This is a genomic window from Pseudarthrobacter sp. fls2-241-R2A-127, assembly GCF_030209355.1.
Lineage (GTDB): Bacteria > Actinomycetota > Actinomycetes > Actinomycetales > Micrococcaceae > Arthrobacter.
Window position 1 is genome coordinate 201,431 of the sequence record NZ_JARVSF010000002.1, and the last position, 19,576, is coordinate 221,006.

General features: G+C 66.4%; 16 protein-coding genes, 1 tRNA gene and 1 other RNA gene. 8 read left to right on the top strand and 10 right to left on the bottom strand.

Annotated features, from left to right (window positions below; translation table 11 throughout):
- Positions 1-56: 56 nt before the first annotated feature.
- Positions 57-3,164 carry a S8 family serine peptidase gene (locus QRN53_RS01030; RefSeq protein WP_285242308.1) on the top strand — a complete coding sequence of 1,036 codons (3,108 nt, stop codon included), beginning with the start codon at positions 57-59 and terminating at the stop codon, positions 3,162-3,164.
- 75 nt (positions 3,165-3,239) lie between these two features.
- Here QRN53_RS01030 and QRN53_RS01035 read toward each other — a convergent pair whose 3' ends face one another.
- The 4 genes from QRN53_RS01035 to QRN53_RS01050 all read right to left on the bottom strand — a co-directional run bounded on the left by QRN53_RS01035 (position 3,240) and on the right by QRN53_RS01050 (position 5,549).
- On the bottom strand, positions 3,240-3,572 hold the full coding sequence (locus tag QRN53_RS01035) for a serine protease inhibitor (protein ID WP_285242169.1): 333 nt from the start codon (positions 3,570-3,572) through the stop codon (positions 3,240-3,242).
- Positions 3,569-4,501, bottom strand: a complete 933-nt coding sequence (locus QRN53_RS01040; RefSeq protein ID WP_285242170.1) for a 3-methyladenine DNA glycosylase — start codon at positions 4,499-4,501, stop codon at positions 3,569-3,571. The genes QRN53_RS01035 and QRN53_RS01040 overlap by 4 nt, the downstream gene beginning before the upstream one ends.
- On the bottom strand, positions 4,479-4,997 hold the full coding sequence (locus QRN53_RS01045; RefSeq protein ID WP_285242171.1) for an SSI family serine proteinase inhibitor: 519 nt from the start codon (positions 4,995-4,997) through the stop codon (positions 4,479-4,481). The genes QRN53_RS01040 and QRN53_RS01045 overlap by 23 nt, the downstream gene beginning before the upstream one ends.
- 84 nt (positions 4,998-5,081) lie before the next feature.
- Positions 5,082-5,549, bottom strand: coding sequence for a MarR family winged helix-turn-helix transcriptional regulator (locus QRN53_RS01050; RefSeq protein ID WP_285242172.1), 468 nt, complete (start codon positions 5,547-5,549; stop codon positions 5,082-5,084).
- A gap of 76 nt (positions 5,550-5,625) precedes the next feature.
- Here QRN53_RS01050 and QRN53_RS01055 point away from each other — a divergent pair, with 76 nt between their 5' ends.
- Complete coding sequence (locus QRN53_RS01055; protein ID WP_285242173.1) at positions 5,626-5,868, top strand: hypothetical protein; 243 nt, start codon at positions 5,626-5,628, stop codon at positions 5,866-5,868.
- A 117-nt stretch (positions 5,869-5,985) separates the two neighbouring features.
- The gene (locus tag QRN53_RS01060; protein ID WP_285242174.1) at positions 5,986-6,195 is read left to right on the top strand and encodes a hypothetical protein; all 210 of its coding nucleotides are present in this window, start codon (positions 5,986-5,988) and stop codon (positions 6,193-6,195) included.
- A 65-nt stretch (positions 6,196-6,260) separates the two neighbouring features.
- Here the strand turns inward: QRN53_RS01060 and QRN53_RS01065 are convergent, their stop codons facing one another.
- Positions 6,261-7,619, bottom strand: a complete 1,359-nt coding sequence (locus QRN53_RS01065; protein ID WP_018763157.1) for an aspartate kinase — start codon at positions 7,617-7,619, stop codon at positions 6,261-6,263.
- 205 nt (positions 7,620-7,824) lie between these two features.
- Between QRN53_RS01065 and QRN53_RS01070 the strand changes: the two genes are divergently transcribed.
- On the top strand, positions 7,825-8,988 hold the full coding sequence (locus QRN53_RS01070; RefSeq protein ID WP_285242175.1) for a hypothetical protein: 1,164 nt from the start codon (positions 7,825-7,827) through the stop codon (positions 8,986-8,988).
- Here the strand turns inward: QRN53_RS01070 and recR are convergent.
- From recR to ffs, 3 genes are all read right to left on the bottom strand, one after another.
- Positions 8,942-9,541: a recombination mediator RecR gene (recR, locus tag QRN53_RS01075; protein ID WP_285242176.1), complete on the bottom strand. Its 600-nt coding sequence runs from the start codon at positions 9,539-9,541 to the stop codon at positions 8,942-8,944. The two genes, QRN53_RS01070 and recR, sit on opposite strands and share 47 nt — an antisense overlap.
- 86 nt (positions 9,542-9,627) lie before the next feature.
- Positions 9,628-13,011: a DNA polymerase III subunit gamma and tau gene (locus QRN53_RS01080; protein WP_502934805.1), complete on the bottom strand. Its 3,384-nt coding sequence runs from the start codon at positions 13,009-13,011 to the stop codon at positions 9,628-9,630.
- 21 nt (positions 13,012-13,032) lie between these two features.
- Positions 13,033-13,129, bottom strand: an RNA gene (gene ffs / locus QRN53_RS01085) — signal recognition particle sRNA small type.
- Between the two features lie 398 nt (positions 13,130-13,527).
- Between ffs and QRN53_RS01090 the strand changes: the two genes are divergently transcribed.
- A tRNA-Ser gene (locus QRN53_RS01090) sits at positions 13,528-13,612 on the top strand.
- An 88-nt stretch (positions 13,613-13,700) separates the two neighbouring features.
- Here QRN53_RS01090 and QRN53_RS01095 read toward each other — a convergent pair.
- Positions 13,701-14,636, bottom strand: coding sequence for an oxygenase MpaB family protein (locus tag QRN53_RS01095; protein ID WP_285242178.1), 936 nt, complete (start codon positions 14,634-14,636; stop codon positions 13,701-13,703).
- 184 nt (positions 14,637-14,820) lie between these two features.
- Between QRN53_RS01095 and QRN53_RS01100 the strand changes: the two genes are divergently transcribed.
- The 3 genes from QRN53_RS01100 to QRN53_RS01110 all read left to right on the top strand — a co-directional run bounded on the left by QRN53_RS01100 (position 14,821) and on the right by QRN53_RS01110 (position 17,862).
- Positions 14,821-16,200, top strand: coding sequence for a M23 family metallopeptidase (locus tag QRN53_RS01100; RefSeq protein WP_285242179.1), 1,380 nt, complete (start codon positions 14,821-14,823; stop codon positions 16,198-16,200).
- Between the two features lie 58 nt (positions 16,201-16,258).
- Entirely contained in the window at positions 16,259-16,771 is a 513-nt protein-coding gene (locus tag QRN53_RS01105) for a glutathione peroxidase (RefSeq protein WP_285242180.1), read from the top strand.
- Between the two features lie 161 nt (positions 16,772-16,932).
- Positions 16,933-17,862, top strand: coding sequence for a phosphodiesterase (locus tag QRN53_RS01110; protein WP_285242181.1), 930 nt, complete (start codon positions 16,933-16,935; stop codon positions 17,860-17,862).
- 55 nt (positions 17,863-17,917) lie between these two features.
- Here QRN53_RS01110 and QRN53_RS01115 read toward each other — a convergent pair whose 3' ends face one another.
- Positions 17,918-19,555: a stealth family protein gene (locus tag QRN53_RS01115; protein WP_285242182.1), complete on the bottom strand. Its 1,638-nt coding sequence runs from the start codon at positions 19,553-19,555 to the stop codon at positions 17,918-17,920.
- Positions 19,556-19,576: the final 21 nt, after the last annotated feature.

The window sequence follows — 19,576 nt, forward strand, 5'->3', positions numbered from 1 at the left end:
AGTCTGGGCGGTACATCGGGAAAGGGTTGCGCGTGAAATCAACTGGAAAGAGCCCCTTGCGGGCCGGGGGACTTCGGAAAGCGGCCGCCCTGGCCGTCGGGTTGCCCCTTCTCATAAGCCCGCTGGCCGTAGTGCCGGCCATGGCGGCCCCGGGTGGCCAAAGCCTGGTGAAGGCCGCCGCCAATACGAAAGACGGCGAATTTAAGGACGGCCGGTACATCGTGGTCCTGGCCGGTCCGGCCGCGGCAGCCTACGAAGGTGGGGCCGCAGGGCTGGGCGCAACCAAGCCGCAGCAAGGCCGGAAGCTGGATGCCGGCAGCCCGAACTACAAGGCCTACGATGCCCACCTGCGCCAGCAGCAGCGTGACGTTGCAGCCGCCCAGGGGGTAGCCCCTGCCAAGCAGTACACTGCCGCCCTCAATGGGTTCGCTGCGGAGCTGACCGCTCACCAGGCCGCCGAGTTGTCCAAGGACAAGCGCGTCCTGGTGGTGGCGCCCGACGTCGAGAACAAGCCGGACTACACCACCACCGACTTCCTCAAGCTCACCGGTCCGGACGGGACATGGGCCAAGCAGTTTGGGGGTCAAGCCAACGCCGGCAAGGGCGTGGTGGTAGGCGTCATCGACTCCGGCTACGCGCCGGACAACCCCTTCCTCCAGGGCGAGCCGCTGCAGCCCCTGCAAGGTGCACCCCAGGTTGGCGTCCCCTACCGCACCGGCGACGGAAAGATTGCCATGCTCAAGGCGGACGGCACCACCTTTGAGGGCGAATGCGAAAAAGGCCAGGGAACCGGGGCTGCCTTTGACGGCTCGCTCTGCAACTCCAAGGTGATCGGCGCCCGGTACTTCGCCGACTCCTTCCTTCAGTACGTGGCTCCCGGCAACCGGGCCCCTGAGGAGCAGATTTCGCCGGTGGACGTGGGCAGCCACGGCACCCACACGGCCACAACGGCAGCCGGCAACGCCAACGTCGAGCAGGTGATCGACGGTGCCAGCTTCGGAAAGAGCTCCGGCGTGGCTCCGGCGGCCAAGGTCTCGGTGTACAAAGTCTGCTGGGAGGACACCAGCCCTGACACCGGCGGGTGCTACTCGTCTTCGTCGGTTGAAGCCGTTGACGCGGCCATCAAGGACGGCGTGGATGTCCTGAACTACTCAATTTCGGGCAACAACAACAGCACCACCGATCCGGTGGCCCTGGCATTCCTGAACGCGGCAGCAGCCGGCGTGTTCGTGTCCGCTTCGGCCGGCAACTCCGGCCCGACGGCCTCTACTGTCAACCATGCCTCACCCTGGCTGACCACTGTGGCCGCTTCCACCTTCCCGAGCGACCTGGTGGGAACGGTCAAGGTTTCCGATGGTTCGCTGTACCGCGGCGCTTCCATCATGAAATCGGAGGTCGCGGACAAGCCCGTCGTCGTGGCCGCTGCTGCCGCGGCCCCCGGTGCTGCAAACGCCAACCTGTGCGGACCCGGAACCCTGGACCCCGCCAAGGTTGCCGGCAAAGTGGTGGTCTGTGACCGTGGAGTGGTGGACCGGACAGCCAAGAGCCAGGAAGTCCTGGACAAGGGCGGCGTCGGCATGATCCTGGTGAACCTCACCAGCAGCTCCGAGGACGCAGACAACCACGTCATTCCCACGGTCCACGTCAACGCCCCCAAGAGCCTGGAGCTGAAGTCCAAGCTGCAGGCGAACCCGGCGCTGACGGTCAGCCTGGTCAAGGGTGACCTGACCGGACTTGCCCCGGCGCCGGCGCCACAGATCGCGGGCTTCTCGTCCCGCGGGCCCACCCTCGCCTCCGGCGGTGACCTGCTCAAGCCTGATATCTCGGCCCCGGGCGTGAACGTCCTTGCCGGCGTCTCCACGATCGGCAACCATGGCGACCAGTTCGGATTCATGTCCGGCACGTCCATGGCCGCGCCGCACATTGCCGGTTTCGGTGCCCTGGTGCTCGGCAAGCAGCCGAAATGGTCGCCCGCCATGGTGAAGTCCGCCATGATGACCACCGCCTACCCGCTGGTCAATGCGGATGGTTCGCCCAACACGGATCCGTTCCAGGGCGGCGCCGGCCATATCGACTCCACCCGAGTGCTCGATCCGGGCCTCGTCTACGACTCCGGCATCCAGGACTGGCTCGGTTTCCTGAACGGCCAGGGCGTTGACACAGGTTCACCGCAGGCCGGCTCCATCGCTGCCCGCGACCTCAACCTTCCCTCGGTCGCCTTGGGCAGCCTCGTGGGCGAAGTCCAGGTCAAGCGCAAGCTGACGGCCCTGGTGCCGGGCATGTACCGGCCCGAGGTGAACATGCCGGGCTTCAACGTCAACGTCGAACCCAAGGCACTGAACTTCGCCAAGGCCGGACAGACGCGTGAAGTAACCCTGACTATCCGCAACATCAGCGCTCCGGTCGGCAAGTTCAGCACCGGAAGCCTTACCTGGAAAGGGCCTCGGACCGTTACATCGCCGATTGCCATCCGCCCGGTCGCTGCCCAGATCGCTCCGTCGTTCTCGTTCAGCTCGGCCACCGGCACGGGCAGCGGCTCCATGGAGCTGGTATCGGGCTCGGACAGTCCTATCGCCGTCGGAGTGGAAGGCCTGGCCCCCCTGAGCCAGACCTCCATCACCAAGACCCCGGGCGGGTACGCACCCACGAACGACGCCCACAATGCCCTGGTCCAGGTACAGGTTCCCGCCGGGTCCACCTTCGCGCGGCTGGGCATCCAGGCGCAGTCGAACGACGTCGACTGGGACATGGTGGTGTACGCGCCCAACGGGTCGGGCGGGTTGACGGCCACCCAGGTGGCAACGGCCTCGGCGAGTGAGTTCCTGGACCTGGAATCGCCGCGGGCGGGCACCTACTACGTGGTGGCCAACCTGTACGCCACCCCGGACAACGGGCAGGCCACTGCCTCGGTCCAGGCCGTGAGCTTTGCGGGCGACGCCGGCAACCTCACGGTCAACCCCAACCCGATCGTGGCCCTCAATGGGACGGCCACCTCGGCCACCCTGAACTGGACCGGCCTCGCTGAAGGTTCGTACCTTTCGCGGCTGAGCCTGGGCAGCAATGGCATCAAGACCTGGGTCAACGTGCAGGTGGGTTCCGGTTCTGCCCCGGCCCCGGCCGGCGCTCCCCAGATGGGCATGGCCCAGGCTGTTCCCGCAGCCTGACCATCAACGGGGCATTGGGGGGAGGGTCCCGGACGGTAACGTCCGGGACCCTTTTTCGTGCCGGGCCGCCGGCGGTCAGGCGGCGCTGCCACCCAGGAGGGGAGCCATCGCGTTCCAGCGGGCGATCTCGCAGCCATCCGTCCGGGTGAAGACCGAATGGACCGGCCGTCCATGGAAGGTGCCGGAAACGACGGCAACCTGGGGTCCCCCATACTGCTGGGTGCACAGCCGGGGTGGTCCGGGCCGGGGGAAGAAGATGTCTTCCCCGAATTCCTCCACGGCCGCCAGCGCGGCCTCCGGTGCCGGCAGGGTGGTTCCGGCCGCCGGACTCCCGTCCTTCGCCACCAGCCGGAACACATACTCGGGAGCATCCGGGGTCTCCCGGACGCTGATGGCCAGGTCGATCACTTCTGCACTCCATCCGCGAGGGCGCCGAGGTCCAGCGCAAGCCTCTCCCGCAGCGCGGTTGCCTCCGCGGCAAAATTGCGCTGGTACTCAACGTAGGAAGCCTTGCCTTGTGGAGTTTCGATGGGAATGGCGGGGTAGCCCCACTCGGCGAGGTCGTAAGGTGAGGCCTGCATGTCCATGGCCCGGATGCGCCAGGAGAGTTCGAAGCAGTCCATGACCAGTTCGCTGGACAGTGCCGGCAGCAGCTTGTACGCCCATTTGTAGAGGTCCATGTTGGCGTGCAGGCAGCCCGGCTGTTCCATGTGGCGCTGCGACTCCCGGCTGGGTGAAAACTCGTTGAGCGGGATGGCATCGGGGGTGTAGAACCGGAAAGCGTCAAAATGGGTGCACCGGATCTTGTTGTCCTCCACCACCTTGTCCGTGCCCGCTGATCCAAGCCGCAGCTGCAGGTATTCGTGGCGGAGGTCGAACTTGTCCTGCCGGTAAACCATGGCCCATTCATGCAGGCCGAAGCAGCCGAACTGTGCGGGCCGCGACGCTGTGCCGCGAAGGATCACCCCGGCGAATGCCACTGCTTCCTTACGGTCCGCAGGGAAGGCGGCCCGGTCGAAGGTGACAGCCGTGCTCCCCGCAGCCAGCCCCAGCGAGGCAAGCTCGCCGTCGTCGAGCGTCCGGTAGTGCTTCCATCCCTGCCGGGCGGCTGCCTGGCCGCCGGTGAGGACGACTCCGGCCCCCGGGTGCCAACGCTTCAACTGGCCCGGCTTCTGGGTGTAGTAGGTGAAAAGGAAATCCTCCACCGGGTGCTTCTGCCCCGCCGACCGGCGGGCAAGGTAAGGATCGGCGTAGCGGCTGACGCGCTGCAGGTGGTCTTCCTCCCGGATCTGCGCGCTGTCCTCCGCCAGCAGGCTAAGAAGCTCCACCGGCGGCACCGAGCACATCCTTGGCGGCGTCCCACGCACTGATTTCGCATCCGTTGGTCCGGGCGAAGGAGGAGTCGACGGCGACCCCATCGACTGACCCCGTCACAGTCGCTTTCTGTGGCCCGCCGTACTGCTGGGTGCAGGCCCGGTCGCTTCCCGGTGCGGCCGGAGCCACGATTGCCGGGTTTGCCTTGAGGGCCGCACAGGCAGCAGCAGGATCAGGGTGGCTGCTTTTCGCGGCGGGGGTTCCGGAGGTGCAGAGCAACGTGAAGTTGAGTTCGGGTGAGCCGCCCGACGGCACCACGGTGATGGCAAGCTCGGCGTTTCCTTGCCCGGGCCCGTTGCTGGGGCGGGAGGTTGCCGGAGCGGTGGCCGTAGCCGGGGTTTCAGTACCGGGGGAGGGGGCGGAGGGGGAACTGCCGGACGCTGAGGGCCCGCCGCTGCAGCCGGAGAGCAGCCCGGCGCTCATGGCCAGGACAACTGCGACCAACCGTGGGTTACGCATCAGGCCACCTTCCCTTCGTCATGCAATTCTAGTCGCCCGTGTTGCGCGAACCCGTTGCCGGCGGAGCCCCGCGGCAGCGTCCAGTCAGCGGATGCCCTCCGACGTGGCGGCGATCAGTCCCATCATGGAGGCGTGCAGTTCCGTCACCTGTTCCCGGGTGAGGCCCAGCCGTTCCATCATGGTCCCCGGGACCTGCAGGGCCTGTGTCCGGAGCGCCCTTCCTTCGGGCGTCAGGGCCACGGCGAGGGCGCGTTCGTTGCCCTCCGCGCGTCCCCGGGTAATCAGGCCTGCCGCCTCGAGCCTGCGCAGGAGCGGAGAGATGGTGGCCGGCTCCTGGGCCAAAGCCTCGCTGATGTTCCGTACGGTGCGCGGACTGGTTTCCCACAGGCACAGCATCACCAAGTACTGCGGGTGGGTGAGGTTGAGCTTTTCCAGCACAGGCTTGTAGGCGCCCACCACGCTGCGGGCGGCTACCGTCAGGGCAAAGCACAGCTGATGTTCCAAGAGGAGGTCTTCATCCTGGACGGCATCGACGGGAGGTGTGGCGGTCATGGCTTCCTTCCATTGTTAGTGCACTAATAATTAGTGTACATTTATTGGACACGAGCAGTACATGGAAGGAACGTTCATGGGCAGGGACAGGTCCGGGGACAAAGGCAACGCCTCCCAGCGCTTCATGCGCGCCACGGGAAAGCTCAGGGCTGTTTTCGGCCCGGCCAACCGCTCCGCGCTGGCGCACGACATGACAGAGGAAAACCGCCGGCTGCTGGCGCAGCGCCAGGCGGAGACCCAGCAGTGGGAGACCATTACCAGGCCGGACGGCAGCACCTACGTGGTACCCAGGAACCCTGAGGACCGCTCCCTGCGTTAGCCGTTCCACCCGTGCGGACAGGCGCCTTTTTCCGGCCCCGGGATTAGAATGAGGGCACTGTTTCCGGTCGGAAGCAGTAGCACTTTCCCCCGAGGTTCGGGAAGGGGGTGGAAAACAGTGGCACATGTCCTCAGTGGTTTCATGGGCCTGACCGAGAGGCTCCGCTTCTTCTTCGGCCCCGCCACCCGGCTGGATGCCGACACGCCCGTGGTGCACAAACACGACGAATTTGAACAGGCCTCCGAAGAGGATCTTTCGCATTTCGTGGTGGAAACCGATTCAACCGGCCATCACTACGCCGTGCGCCGGGAAGACCTGGACCGGTAGTCCCCATACAGAAAAGCCCGGCTGCCGTTACCTTCGTAACGGCAGCCGGGCTTTTCTGTGCCTGCTCAGCGGCCGGTGCCGCCGTAAACGGTTGCTTCGCTTTCGCTGTCCAGGCCGAACGCCTGGTGGATCACGCGCACGGCCTCGTCCAGCAGGTCGGCGTGGGTTACCACCGAGATGCGGATTTCAGAGGTGGAGATCATGTTGATGTTGATGCCGGCGTCGGACAGGGCCTTGAAGAACGTTGCCGAAACGCCGGGGTGCGAGCGCATGCCGGCGCCGATCAGGGACAGCTTGCCGATCTGTTCGTTGTATTCGATGGCCTCAAACCCGATTTGGTCCTGCGCCGCGTGGAGGGCGGCCAGGGCATCGGCACCCTCGACGATGGGCAGGGTAAAGGAGATGTCGGTTTTGCCCGTGCCGTGGGTGGAAACGTTCTGGACGATCATGTCAATGTTTGAGTGGGCGTCGGCGATGACCTGGAAGATCGCCGCGGCCTTGCCGGGAATGTCGGGAACGCCGACCACGGTGACCTTCGCTTCGGAACGGTCGTGCGCAACGCCGGAGATGATTGGCTGCTCCAAGGCAACTCCCTCTTGAGTGGTGATCTTGTCGTCGGCGCCGGGAATGACCCAGGTGCCTTCGTGCTGGCTGAATGAGGAACGGACATGCAGCGGCACGCCGAACCGGCGGGCATACTCCACGCAGCGCAGGTGCAGGATCTTTGCGCCCGAGGCGGCGAGTTCCAGCATCTCCTCGCTCGATATGGTGTCGATCTTCTGGGCTGAAGGGACAACACGCGGATCGGCGGTGTAAATGCCGTCGACGTCGGTGTAGATCTCGCACACGTCCGCTTCGAGGGCCGCTGCGAGTGCCACGGCCGTCGTGTCTGAGCCGCCACGGCCCAACGTGGTGATTTCGTTGGTGGCCCGGCTCATGCCCTGGAAACCGGCAACAATGGCGATGTTGCCCTTGTCCAGTGCCGTGCGGATACGATGCGGGTCGACGTCGATAATCCGGGCCTTGCCGTGGATGCCGTCGGTGATCATGCCGGCCTGGGATCCGGTGAAGGATTGTGCGGATGCGCCGAGCTTGTTGATGGCCATGGCCAGCAGCGCCATGGAGATGCGCTCGCCAGCGGAGAGGAGCATGTCCATTTCGCGGGCGGGGGCGGAATCTGTCACCTGCGCGGCGAGGTCCAGGAGTTCGTCGGTCGTGTCGCCCATTGCCGAGACGACCACCACTACCTCGTTGCCGGCGTCCTGGGCATCGACGACGCGCTTGGCCACGCGTTTGATCCCTTCGGCGTCCGCCACGGAGGAACCGCCGAATTTCTGCACGATGAGCTGTTTGGTCACCGCGCCGGCGGCGGGCGCCACCTGCGGCTGGGTTGCGTTGTGCAGTTCGGTAGTGGGCGTACTCATGCGCGTACCTTCATCGGATCAGTTGGAGTTTTGGAGGCCATGAAGCCTGGCGGCGAGACTTCCTCCGACAGTTTATCGCCGTGCCCGAACGGACGTTGAATTATGACCACATACCGGCCCACGATAGGACTAGCGTGAACCAGATGGCGGCGGGCAGGCCGGACACCGCTGCGTGGGGGCCTATCCGGGGAAAGGCAGTCCGCACGTGGCTGACGATTGGCACCTCCCTGATCCGCAACTGCCCGGGCCATACTTCGAACCAATAGGACAGGACGCCGGCGGCCTGCAACCTGGAGGCGACGACGGGGTTGAATCCACGGCCGGTCCGGTGTTCGGACCGGCGATCCGGGCAGCCGCACTGGACTGGTGGTGGACAGTGCGTACGTTGCGCTTCTGGTCATTCACCTTGGGCTCCGCCCTCGCCATGGCGATTGTTGTTGGGACGCTTGCCTTGCTGCCCCGGAGTACCGACGGGGCCGCCGAACCGACGCCCGCGGCAGCCTACCTGCTCGCGCTCCTGCTGTTCCCGGCCGTATCAGCGTTCGTGGCCATGCATTGGGGTGTGGCCTGTTGGCGCCCGCCCAGGGGACAGGAGCAGGCCGCCAGCTTGGTGATACCGATCTTTGCTTCGATCATGCGCAGCCTGGTATTCGCGGCGCTCATCCTGGCCGCACTGCTGATACAGGCAGCGATGGCCGGGCAGTCTGCAGCTCTGGCAGCGGTTTCCGCGGTGGTGGCGGCAATGGAGGCCATCCTCTTCAGCGGGATGGGGGCGTCCGTGGCGTCCATGGCCGGGAAAAGGGGCTGGGCGGCGGCTCTGGGCTGGTTCGTGGCCATCTTCCTGGTAGCCGGCGGTGTGGGGACCTGCATCCTGTTGCTCCCCGCTGTCCGTTCAGAGGAACCAGTAACCGTGGCCATGAATGTGCAACAGGCGCCGGACGGGACCTTCCTGGCGTATGAATGCTCCACCGTTTCGGCTGGAACCACGGAAACTTACCGGACCGAGCGCATTATGTGGCTGGCCGCCTCAAGCCCCGCCGTGGTGTTCCTTATGCTGGCCGCGGAGCAGGACGCCGGGAGGGAATCCCTCGGCTGGCTCTCGTCCAGGCTGCAGGAAGCAGCCGACGGCACCCAGGTGCCCTGCGTTAACGGAGTACCCCTGGGCCGGGAGGCAACGCACACGCCTTTGGGTGCTGCAGGCCTCCTGATCCAGGGCGGCCTTGCCGGTGTGCTGGTGGCTGGAGCCCGGGTGGCCTCCTGGCGGCGCCGCCTTGGGCAGCGGAATCCGGCGGTGCGCGATGCTGCAGCGGGCGGGCCTGCCGTCAGGCCAGGGCGTTTCGACGGCCTTCGAAGGCCCGGCCCAATGTGACTTCGTCCGCGTATTCGAGGTCCCCGCCCACCGGAAGGCCGGACGCCAGGCGGGTGACCGTGATGCCGATCGTCTTGAGCATCCGGGCAAGGTACGTTGCCGTGGCCTCGCCCTCAAGGTTCGGGTCCGTGGCGATGATGACTTCCTGGATGGCGCCGTCGTTCAGCCGGGTCAGCAGTTCGCGGATCCGCAGTTGCTCCGGACCGATGCCGGCAATGGGATTGATCGCACCGCCAAGGACGTGATAGCGGCCGCGGAAGGACCGGGTGCGTTCCACGGCCAGGACGTCCTTGGACTCCTCCACCACGCAGATCAAGGCGGGATCCCTGCGCGGGTCCCGGCAAATGTTGCAGAGCTCCTGCTCGGTGACGTTGCCGCAGACCGTGCAGAACTTGACCCTCTCCTTGACCGTGGTGATGGCCTCGACCAGCCGCTTCATATCCTGGGGATCGGCTTCAAGGATGTGGAACGCGAGCCGTTGCGCCGACTTGGGTCCCACCCCCGGAAGGCGTCCGAGCTCGTCAATCAGCTCCTGGACAGCACCTTCGTACACAATTCCCTCTTTAGTTCGATGTGGATGGCGGGCAAGTCACGGCAGGCCGCCACGTGCGGACCAGCGGTCTGTGGCGGTGCGGCCGGTCAGTACCGGGGAGCTATGGGACTGCCGTCCGTGGACCGTTCCTCGATCAGCTTTCCGCCCAGAATACGCTCCACCGCTGCGCGTCCGAAGACGCCGGACTCCTCGATGGTTTCGTCGTCGGCGCTGGGGATGTCCTGGACGTACGCGGTGGGTGCTGCTGCGGCCCTGGAAGGTGCCTTGGCGCGGCCGGCTTCGGCTTCCGGGCTGTTGGACAGCCGCTGGTAGAGGCTTTGCCGCGTGTCAGGACGTCCTGTTGACGGCGCAGCCGCCGGGGCCTGTGGCCGCGACGGGGCAGCTGTAGCCGGCCCGGCTGACGCCATGGCGAATTCGGGTTCCGGGGCGGGCTGGGCAGCTGCCGGCTGGGACGCGTCGCGGACGGCGTCCTCACGACTGTTGTCGTTTACCGTGCCCACACCCCAGTCCGCCTCGACAGTTGCCTTGGGCGCGGAGGCCGGGATGGCGGGCGGCACTTGGGCGGTGGCCGGTTCGTAATGCGGAACCGGGGCAGGGGCGGCGGGTGCCGACGAATCGTCGGCGGAAGCACCGACCGATGGCGTGCCAACGTTGCTCTTGTCCCCAACTACCCAGACGCCGGGGGCTTGCTCCACGGCCCGGGCCCAGGGGTCGTGCGCGGCTCCCGCAGATGGGGCCTCGCCGTGTCCGGTGGTGCCGGCAGGAGCTGTGGCGGGTTGCCCTGTTCGCGTGGCTTCATTGCGGGTGCTGCTGCCGGAGGGCCGGTCCGCGCCGGCAGTGGGGGCCGTCGGCTTGACGGAGCTGGACCCGCGGGCCGAGGGTTCCCAGTCCATGGGGGGTTCCTCATCCAGTGGCGGAGCATCCTCGTCCCGAGGCGGGCCCCAGTCGTCGTCCGAATAGGAGTAGTCTCCGGCTGCGGAAGGGTACTCGGACTCCGTCCGGGAGGGCCCGGACACTGTGCCCCGCGCTCCTGCGCCTTCGGCTGCCGGCGGGACGGATTCCCGGCGCTGGTTGTCAGCGGCTGGGCGAGCGGCGATGGAGGGGGCGGGCGACGACGCGGCATGGGCCGGTACGGCTGCAGACGCAGGCGTCGTTGCCGCTGGAGGGACAGGCGCGGATGCCGCTGGAGGCGCCGGTTCCGTTCCGGCTGCCGGTGATGCAGCTGCTTCAGGTGCAGGTGATGCCGCAGGTGCAGGTGCTGGGGCAGGCGTGGCTGCGGGAGCCTTGGCTGCCGTGCCTGCGGGTGATTCGGCGGGGGCCGGTGCAAGTCCCCAGGCAACGTCAGCTGAAGTGGCCGGAACCACCGGGCTGGCCGGCACTTTTGGGTTTGGCTCAGAGCTCGCCTGGCTGGCGCCGCCGGCAACCGCGTTGATTTGCAGGTCGATGCCAACCGTCGTGTGGATGGCCTGGCGCAGATTGTCCGAGTGGTCCGCCCGGCCAAACGCGCCGGCGAGTCCGGACGTGGTGAAGGAGAGCGTCAGGATACTGCCGTCGAAGGCGCTGACCTGGGCGTTGGGTTCCACCAGGGCCCACGTGCTGCGCTTGATCTTCGACAGGGTCTGCAGGACATCAGGCCACGCCCTGCGGAGGACTTCAACGTCACCCATCGCCGGCGGAGCTGCCGGGGCTGACCGGGCCGGTTCTTCTTGTGCCGCCGGCGGCGGCGTTGCGCGGGGGGCTGCTGCCGCAGCCGGCGTCTGGGGTGCGCGGCCGCGTGCCGGCTCCTCCACGGGCCAGTCGTTGGTGCTTACGCGTGGGGGAGTGAGGGAGCTGCGCGCATCCGGGGCGGCCGCTGCCTGGCTGCTCCCGGAAGCAGCTCCTGCCGAGGATGATGTTGGCACCGCGGGGGCTGCCTGGCCGGCAGAAGCGGGAGTTTCCCGTTCCGGTTCCTGCGGGCGGGTGGCAGCTGTTGCCCCCGAAATGTTCGTTGGCTGGTCCGGCGAATCCTGGCCCGGGTGGAGCGCGGGCTGGCCGGCTTCCTGGCCAGGCCGCGGGCCCGGTGACGCAGGCCCTGACGCAGGGCCTGACGCCGATCCAGCCGGCGCCGGGGCCTGGACTGGGGCGGCAGGTGCCGGGACTGGTGCGGCAGGCGCGGGGACTGGCGCCGCTGGTGCCTGGACCGCAGCCGCCGGTGCCTGGACCGGAGCGGCAGGTGCTGACTCTGAAGGCGCCGGCGCTGCTGCCGGCGCGGCAGCCCCGACGTCGTTCCCGGCGTAGTTGAGGCGCCGCTCCACCCGGTCGATCCGTGCCGCCATGCCGCGTTCGTTCTGCTCGGCGCTGGGAAGAAGGATCCGGGCGCACAGCAGTTCAAGGTGCAACCGCGGCGACGTGGCTCCGGTCATCTCGGTCAGGGCCGTGTTGGTCACGTCGGCTGCCCGGGAGAGCTCTGCGGCGCCAAGGTTGTGCGCCTGGTTCTGAAGCCGGGCGATCTGGTCCGCCGGCATGCCCCGGAGGATGGCGTGAGCGCTTTCCGGCATGGCCTGGACAATGATGAGGTCGCGGAAGCGCTCCAGGAGGTCCTCCACGAACCGCCGCGGGTCATGGCCCGTCTGGATGACGCGGTCCACGGCGCGGAAAACTGTTGCAGCGTCAGAAGCGGCTACGGCCTCCACGACGTCGTCCAGCAGTGAGGCGTGGGTGTAGCCGAGCAGCGCGACGGCGAGCTCGTAGTCCAGCCCGTTGGGCCCGGCACCCGCCATGAGTTGGTCCAGGACGGACAAGGAATCACGGACGGATCCGCCGCCGGCCCGGATGACCAGGGACAGGACGCCGGGAGCCACCGGAACATTCTCCTGGCGGCACAGGAGCTCAAGGTATGCCATCAGGGGCTCGGGCGGCACCAGCCGGAACGGGTAATGGTGGGTCCGTGAGCGGATGGTGCCGATGACCTTGTCCGGCTCCGTGGTGGCGAAGATGAACTTGATGTGTTCCGGCGGCTCTTCAACGATCTTCAGGAGGGCGTTGAAACCGGCGGACGTGACCATGTGGGCTTCGTCGATGATGAAGATCTTGTAGCGGTCCCGGACCGGGGCGTAGGTGGCGCGTTCACGGAGGTCGCGGGCGTCGTCCACACCGCCATGGCTCGCGGCATCGATCTCGATCACGTCGAGGGAACCAGAGCCGCCACGGGCCAGTTCCACACAGCTGGGGCAAGTGCCGCACGGGGTATCGGTGGGGCCCTGGGCACAGTTGAGGCAGCGCGCCAGGATGCGGGCGGAGGTGGTTTTGCCGCAGCCCCTGGGGCCGGAAAAAAGGTAGGCGTGGTTGACGCGGTTCTTGCGCAAAGCGGTCATCAACGGTTCGGTGACATGCTCCTGCCCGATAACGTCAGCGAACGAGTCGGGACGGTATCTGCGGTACAGGGCGGTAGTAACTGTCACAGAGAAAACCCTACCAATCCGGGCTGACATCCTGCCGCCCTGTGGGGGAATAGTAAAGACCCCCCATGCACCCGCCAGAGCCCATTTACCCTTGCTACCTTCCGGTCCTGGGGGAGTTCAACAGGATGACGCCACATGAGGGGCCGTCAAACACTTTACCTGAACATGCGGCACGACTCGAATCGGCCGGCTGCCGCCCTGACGTCGCAGGCGGGGGCGCCGGCGAAAGGGAGGAAAGGTGGGCCACAAAGTGGATTTCCATTGCTTATCCCCGGGGCAGCCACGATCATTTGTATATACACCGATTGGGGCAATCTCAAGATTGTGAGCTGCGTGGCCTGGCTGAACGAACCGGACCCGGCAGCTCAACGGTGCAGCAACAGGGAATGGGCGCATTGGGGGCGTCCATTTCCCAAGCTGGGGCGGAGCCTGGCAGGCTGCGGAGGCTCTTCCCGGGCACGTTCGAAAACAGGGCCTGGGCGGCCCAATTGGGCGATGCGGAAAAGTTCAGGTAATCTGGTACCTGCTTTTGATTCAGAAGCAGTTGGAGAATTCGCCTAGCGGCCTATGGCGCACGCCTGGAACGCGTGTTGGGTTAACGCCCTCGGGGGTTCAAATCCCCCATTCTCCGCCGGTTGGAACCCGGCCCTGGCAGCTGCCAGGGCCGGGTTCTTTGGTTTAACCATCCTGGCCCCGTCCCCGGGATGGTGGGCTGCTGCTCAGGCTAGATCCGCGGCTGGTACGCCCAGGCGGCGCAACCGCGCAAGGGCAGCTGATTCGCTGGGACCCTTGCGCCTGCGGAGGCCCCCGAGGGCGAGATGGACGACGCCGAGCACCACCTTTGTGGCCAGCCTCACCGGCAGCGGGAAGGGGCCCAGCCGTGGAACGGAGACCCCCAGCATCCGGCGGTATCGGGGTTCCAGGCTGTAGACGGCGGCGGCGAACAACACGCGGTAGCCCGGCCTCAGGAGGGGATGCAGGGGCGCGTTGCGGATGAACTCCACCGTTTCCCTCACCCGGCTGTCTGCCCGCAGTTCGCCCTTCTCGTACCAGGAGTCCAGTTGGCTGCGCATCTGCGCCCGGGTGAGGGGCGGATCCTCCACGCCCATGAGCCGGCCGGCCTGGGCCCACTCGCGGACATACGCATCTTCTCCGCCGGGGATAGGGCCGCCCCAGATCCTGTGGGCGGCCAGGAACCCGTCCGTAAACGCTATGTGGATCCAGGCTGCCAGCCCGGGATCGTTGGCGCTGTACTCGCGTTCGGCGCCGGCGTTGTCCTGGTAGCTGCCGTGCACCGGCTCGTGGAGGCGGCGGACGCGCCGTGATGCCTCCTCCGCGGCGGCCGTGGAACCGTAGGTGACGGTGAAAATCCAGCGGATGGTATTGGCCAGCCGGCGGAGGGGATCCTCGCGGAAGTTGGAGTGTTCGTGCACACCTGCCAGGGCGCCGGGATGAAGGGACTGCATCAGCAGTGTCCGGATTCCGCCCACGATGGGCGACATGGAGCCGTGCACCGCCCACACCGCCGAACCTGGCAGGTGGTAGCCGGCGTCGTCGCCTTCGGCAAGGCGCAACGTCCAGTCAGGTGGGGCGTCGGCCCTGCCTGAAAAGGTCTTCTTGACTTCGTCCCGCCACGTACGGAGCACATTGCGCATGAGTCATTGTTGCCCATTTGGGCAGGCACGGCATGCTGCCCGGCGGACAATCCGGCGCCTCCCCCTAAGAGCCCACAAAAAACCCGCATTGTGCTGCTCCAGGGTTCCCCGCCCGACGGACCTGTGGTCCCATGGGACGTACCGTCGAGACAACGTGCGGCACGCCCCGTCCTGGAGTCGATCAATGGGCAAGCATTGGGTGCCCGGCAGCAGCAAGCCGGCCCAGCGTACATTTCCCCACATGGCCCGTGCCGTGGCCGCTGCAGGTATGCTCGCGGCGGCCGTCTATGCAGTCAATCTTTCCAGCGGCCCGGCCGGGCCTGTCCGGTTGGCCGGAGCGGTGGACCGGACCGGGACTCCCGGTGGCGTGGCATCCACGGGTGCGTTCGGAGGCGCCGGCTCCGAGCCGGCAGGCAATACTGGTCCGCCGGCCTCGGACCAGGTTGGTGCCGGGTCCCTTCTTCCTCCGGCCATCGCTTCGGACCCGCATGTCACCCTGGCTTTTCCGCATGCAGCGCTGGGCGGATTCCAGGACCCTTCGGCCGGCATTGCACTGGGACCGGCAGGAACAGGCCGGCCGCCCGCAGGCTTCCTGATGGCGCCGCTTGAGTTGCTGAATCCGAGCTCACCCTTCGGTTTCCGGGTGAGCCCCCTCAGTGGCACGTCGGGAGACTTCCACCTTGGCCAGGACTATGCGGCCGCCTGCGGAACCCTCGTCTACGCGGCCGACTCCGGGGTGGTCCGCGCTGCGGGGTGGCATCCCTGGGGCGGGGGCAACCGGGTGGAGATCGATCACGGTGATGGCCTCATCACCACGTACAACCATCTTGAGTCGATTGGCGTCCATATGGGCGACCGGGTGCAGGTGGGCCAGGTCATCGCCCGGGTGGGAACCACCGGGTGGTCCACGGGCTGCCACCTGCACTTCGAGACGATCCAGAATGGCCGGTACACCAATCCATTGAACTGGGGCTTCCTCCAACTGCGCGCCCTGGGCCAAGCGCTGCCGGCCAGCATGGTTTCCTACGGCCCCGGCCCCGGGTTGTCCGATGGGCGGATCACCTGGACCATCCCGATCCAGGTGGACCGGGGCCCATCGCCGGCCGCCGGCCTGGAGTCATCGCCGGTCCCGTCGCCCCTGCTGCCCGGCCCGGTGCCGTCCGCGACCTTCCAGCCAACGTCCAACGGGCAGTTGACGACGCCGGCCCAGACGGCGGCTGCCCAGCCTTCGCCCAGCTCCCCGCCGTCGTCGTCCAGTTCCACTCCGCCGTCGTCCTACCCGACACCCGGCAACCCGACGGCATCCCCATCCCCGTCACCAACACCGACGGATCAGTCGCCGTCGCCGTCGCCAACTGAACCGGCACCGACGCCAACTGAGACGTCGCCGTCGCCGTCGCCTACTGAACCGGCACCGACGCCAACCGAGGCGTCGCCGTCGCCTACGGATCCAACGCCCGAGCCAGTGCCGACGACGGCCCAACCGGTACCCGCCCCAACGACGGTTTCGCCCACGCCGGTTCCGACGACGGCGGAGCCAACCCCGGTGCCCACGACGTCCTAGGCAGGAAATTTTTCAACTGCGGACCCGTACGCCGTGCCAACGGCAACGAATAGGAAGTATGAGCTTCCTTTCGCAGACACAGCGCCCGGCGCCCCTGTACCCGATTCCGTTGCTCCTCAATGACGGCACCAGGACGAACTTCGGCCAGTTCAAGGGAAAAGTGGTGTTGGTGGTAAACGTCGCCTCCAACTGCGGGTTCACGCCCCAGTACGCCGGCCTGGAGGCCCTCTATGGAAAGTTCCGCGACCGCGGGTTCGAGGTCCTCGGTGTCCCGTGCAACCAGTTCGCCGGCCAGGAACCCGGCAGTGACAGCGAAATCGCGGAGTTCTGCGAGCGCAACTTCGGGGTGACGTTCCCGCTCACCGCCAAGGCTGACGTCCGGGGCCGGAACCAGCACCTGCTGTACACCGAGCTGACCAAGTTCCGGACCGGCTTGCTGCCGGGGATGGTGAAGTGGAATTTCGAAAAGTTCCTGGTGGGCCGTGACGGGACGGTGCTGGCCAGGTTCGGCCCCACCGTGGAGCCGGATGCGCCCAAGGTCATCGAAGCGATCGAGGAAGCGCTGGGCTGATACCCCGGTCAGGCCGAATTAAGCCTGCAGAAGCGCAGTTCTTTTGATTTTTTCCACATCAGCTACGGCGATTTACCCCAAGTTTGCCAAATGTCTGATTGGATAAATATTACTGAAGGGTACAAGGGAAGAACGGCTTCCCACCGACCATAGAGGTAGCAATGGAGCACATCGAGGCCGAACATCCCCGGCCACGCCACTTCCTACTCCACTTGAGTGATCCCCACCTGTTGGGAGGTCCAGAGCCCCTCTACGGAACCGTCGACAGTGAAGCGCGCCTCATTCAGCTCTTCGAGGGAGTCAAAGCGTCCGGCGCAAAGCCGGAGGCGGTGATTTTTACCGGCGACCTTGCTGACAAGGGCGATCCCGAAGCATATGTAAAGCTGCGGGCCATCGTGGACCCTGCGTGCGAGGAACTCGGCGCCAAGGTGATCTGGGCCATGGGGAACCATGACGACCGCGCGAACTTCCGCCGGGGCCTGCTGGACCAGCCCGGCACCGATGAACCGGTGGACCACAGTTACTTCATCAACGGGTTGCGCGTCATCACCCTGGACACCACGGTCCCTGGCTTCCACCACGGCGAGCTGAGCGCGGAGCAGCTGGAGTGGCTGGCCCGGCAACTCGAAACGCCGGCCCCGGACGGCACCATCCTGGCGCTGCACCACCCGCCGGTCCCTTCGGTGCTCGATCTCTCCGTTCTGGTGGAGCTGCGCGACCAGGCCTCACTGGCAGCAGTAGTACGCAACTCTGACGTCCGCACCATCCTGGCCGGCCACCTGCATTACTCCACGACTGCCACCTTCGCCGGTGTTCCGGTCTCGGTCGCTTCGGCATCCTGCTACACCCAGGACCTCAACGTTCCGGTGGGAGGTACCCGCGGGCAGGACAGCGGCCAGGCCTTCAACCTGGTGCACGTGTACGAGCACACGATTGTGCACTCCGTGGTGCCGCTGGGCCATGCGGGCACCGTGGGAGAGTACGTCTCGCCCGAGGAAACCGCCCGGCGCCTGGCGGCTGCCGGCGTGCGGATCCCGGAAACCGTCAAGCAGCGCCGCAGTACCAAACAGGGAGTGGCCAGCCGCAACTAGGAGCGGCGGTTCCCGGAGATGGTCAGCCGGTGAGTCCGGGCCTTCGTGCCCGGACTCACTTCTCCCAAGGCGCCTTGATGGGGAAGTACTTTTCCAGGAACTCGGTCACGGCTTCGGCGCGCTCGTCCGCACTGACCTCAGGGAAACTGCCGTCGTTCAGGCAGAAGAAGTCCATGTTCCGCTTCGCGAGCAGCTTGGGCAGGTATTTGATCCCGGCCCGCATGGTGGTGTCCACGTAGCGCACCTTCGCTGCTGTCTGGGTGACCGCGCGGCCCGTCAGCAGGGCGTAGTAGTGGTAGAACGAGTTGGTGACGGAAATGTTGTCCGCCGCACGGAACCGGCTGGCCGCCGTCTTCCGGAATTCCTCCGGAAACTCCTCCTCCATCTGGGCCACCAGGCTGCGCCGCAACGGGGCGGCGGTGTGCTCCAGGTGCCGGGTGGTGATCCGGCCGAACCGGTTCCAGAGGAGCTTGCGGTTGACCCGGGCGGCGTTCTCAAACCCGCTGCGTTCGGCAGCGTTCTCGCCCAGGCCGATCCGGGTTTCGGCCTCGATGAACTTGGTGATGCCGCCGGGGGTGAAGAACATGTCCGGGCCTACCGGGCGGCCAAAGAACATGTCGTCATTGGAGTAGAGGAAGTGTTCGGACAATCCCTCAATGTGGTGGAGCTGGCACTCGACGGCCTGGGAATTGTGCGTGGGCAGCACGGAAGGGTCTGAAAAGAACTCTTCGCTGCGGACGATCGTGACGGATGGGTGCTCTGCCAGCCAGGCCGGCGCGGGGGAGTCCGTGGCGATGAAGATGCGGCGGATCCACGGGGCGAACATGTACACGGAGCGCAGTGCGTACTTGAGCTCGTTGATCTGCCGGAACCGGGCTTCATGGTCGTCGCCCTCGCCAAGGACCACACCCTGCTGCTGTGCACGGCGGGCCGCAATGTATTCCGGAGAGCTTCCATCTACCCACGAAAAGACCAGGTCGATGTCGAAGCTGATGTCGCTGGCGTGGTCGGCGAACATGTTCTCGATGGTGGGCCAGGTGTGGCCGTAGCGTTCCACGGTGCCGCGGACGGCGTCCTGCCGCAGCATGGTCCTGCGGGTCAGGGAGTTCTCGATGGGGAGGATCAGTTCCTCGCCTTCGAAGGACCACAGCTCGATCTGGACACCGGCGGAGGCGCCGAATTCGAAACCGCCCACCGGTTCCACCCGCGGCCGGTACAGGCGGAAGATCCGTGCCTGCCGGTTGGAGGACAGTTCGCCGTCCGCCACCAGGACGGAGGTCTTCTTCTTGGCATCCACGGTCATGGAGTAGAAGGGTTCGTCCCGGCACGCCTCCACGAGGGCCGTGCGAAGTTTCTTCCGGCTCTTCCAGTCCAGCGCCACCACGGGCCGGTCGTTGTTGCCGCGGACCAGGAGGTAGGCGAGGCCGGCGTTTGCCAGGACGTTGCGCAGGAACAGCAGGTCTTCCACCATGGCCTGGTAAGGGGTCCGGGTGTCGTTGATCAGGGCGTAGCGGCCCTTGTGCCGGACGACATCGGGGCGGTGCCTGAGCCGCTGCTCCGCCGCCGCCGACGTGATCTCAGCGTGAAATTGTTCCTCCACGGACGCCTGGCCACCGTAGTAGACCTCGTCCTGGACCGGTGCTTCTGTAATGGTTGTCTCCGTGGTGGTCGAAGTAAGCTTTCTTACCTGCATGATAGTCCTGCCGTGGTAACA

What these genes read in the sequence shown, in the direction of transcription:
- QRN53_RS01110 (WP_285242181.1), top strand. Translation starts at nt 16,933, where the DNA reads ATGGAGCACATCGAGGCCGAACATCCCCGGCCACGCCACTTCCTACTC.
- QRN53_RS01055 (WP_285242173.1), top strand. Translation starts at nt 5,626, where the DNA reads ATGGGCAGGGACAGGTCCGGGGACAAAGGCAACGCCTCCCAGCGCTTC.
- QRN53_RS01045 (WP_285242171.1), bottom strand. Translation starts at nt 4,997, where the DNA reads ATGCGTAACCCACGGTTGGTCGCAGTTGTCCTGGCCATGAGCGCCGGG.
- QRN53_RS01100 (WP_285242179.1), top strand. Translation starts at nt 14,821, where the DNA reads ATGGGCAAGCATTGGGTGCCCGGCAGCAGCAAGCCGGCCCAGCGTACA.
- QRN53_RS01065 (WP_018763157.1), bottom strand. Translation starts at nt 7,619, where the DNA reads ATGAGTACGCCCACTACCGAACTGCACAACGCAACCCAGCCGCAGGTG.
- QRN53_RS01080 (WP_502934805.1), bottom strand. Translation starts at nt 13,011, where the DNA reads ATGTCAGCCCGGATTGGTAGGGTTTTCTCTGTGACAGTTACTACCGCC.
- QRN53_RS01050 (WP_285242172.1), bottom strand. Translation starts at nt 5,549, where the DNA reads ATGACCGCCACACCTCCCGTCGATGCCGTCCAGGATGAAGACCTCCTC.
- QRN53_RS01095 (WP_285242178.1), bottom strand. Translation starts at nt 14,636, where the DNA reads ATGCGCAATGTGCTCCGTACGTGGCGGGACGAAGTCAAGAAGACCTTT.
- QRN53_RS01105 (WP_285242180.1), top strand. Translation starts at nt 16,259, where the DNA reads ATGAGCTTCCTTTCGCAGACACAGCGCCCGGCGCCCCTGTACCCGATT.
- QRN53_RS01115 (WP_285242182.1), bottom strand. Translation starts at nt 19,555, where the DNA reads ATGCAGGTAAGAAAGCTTACTTCGACCACCACGGAGACAACCATTACA.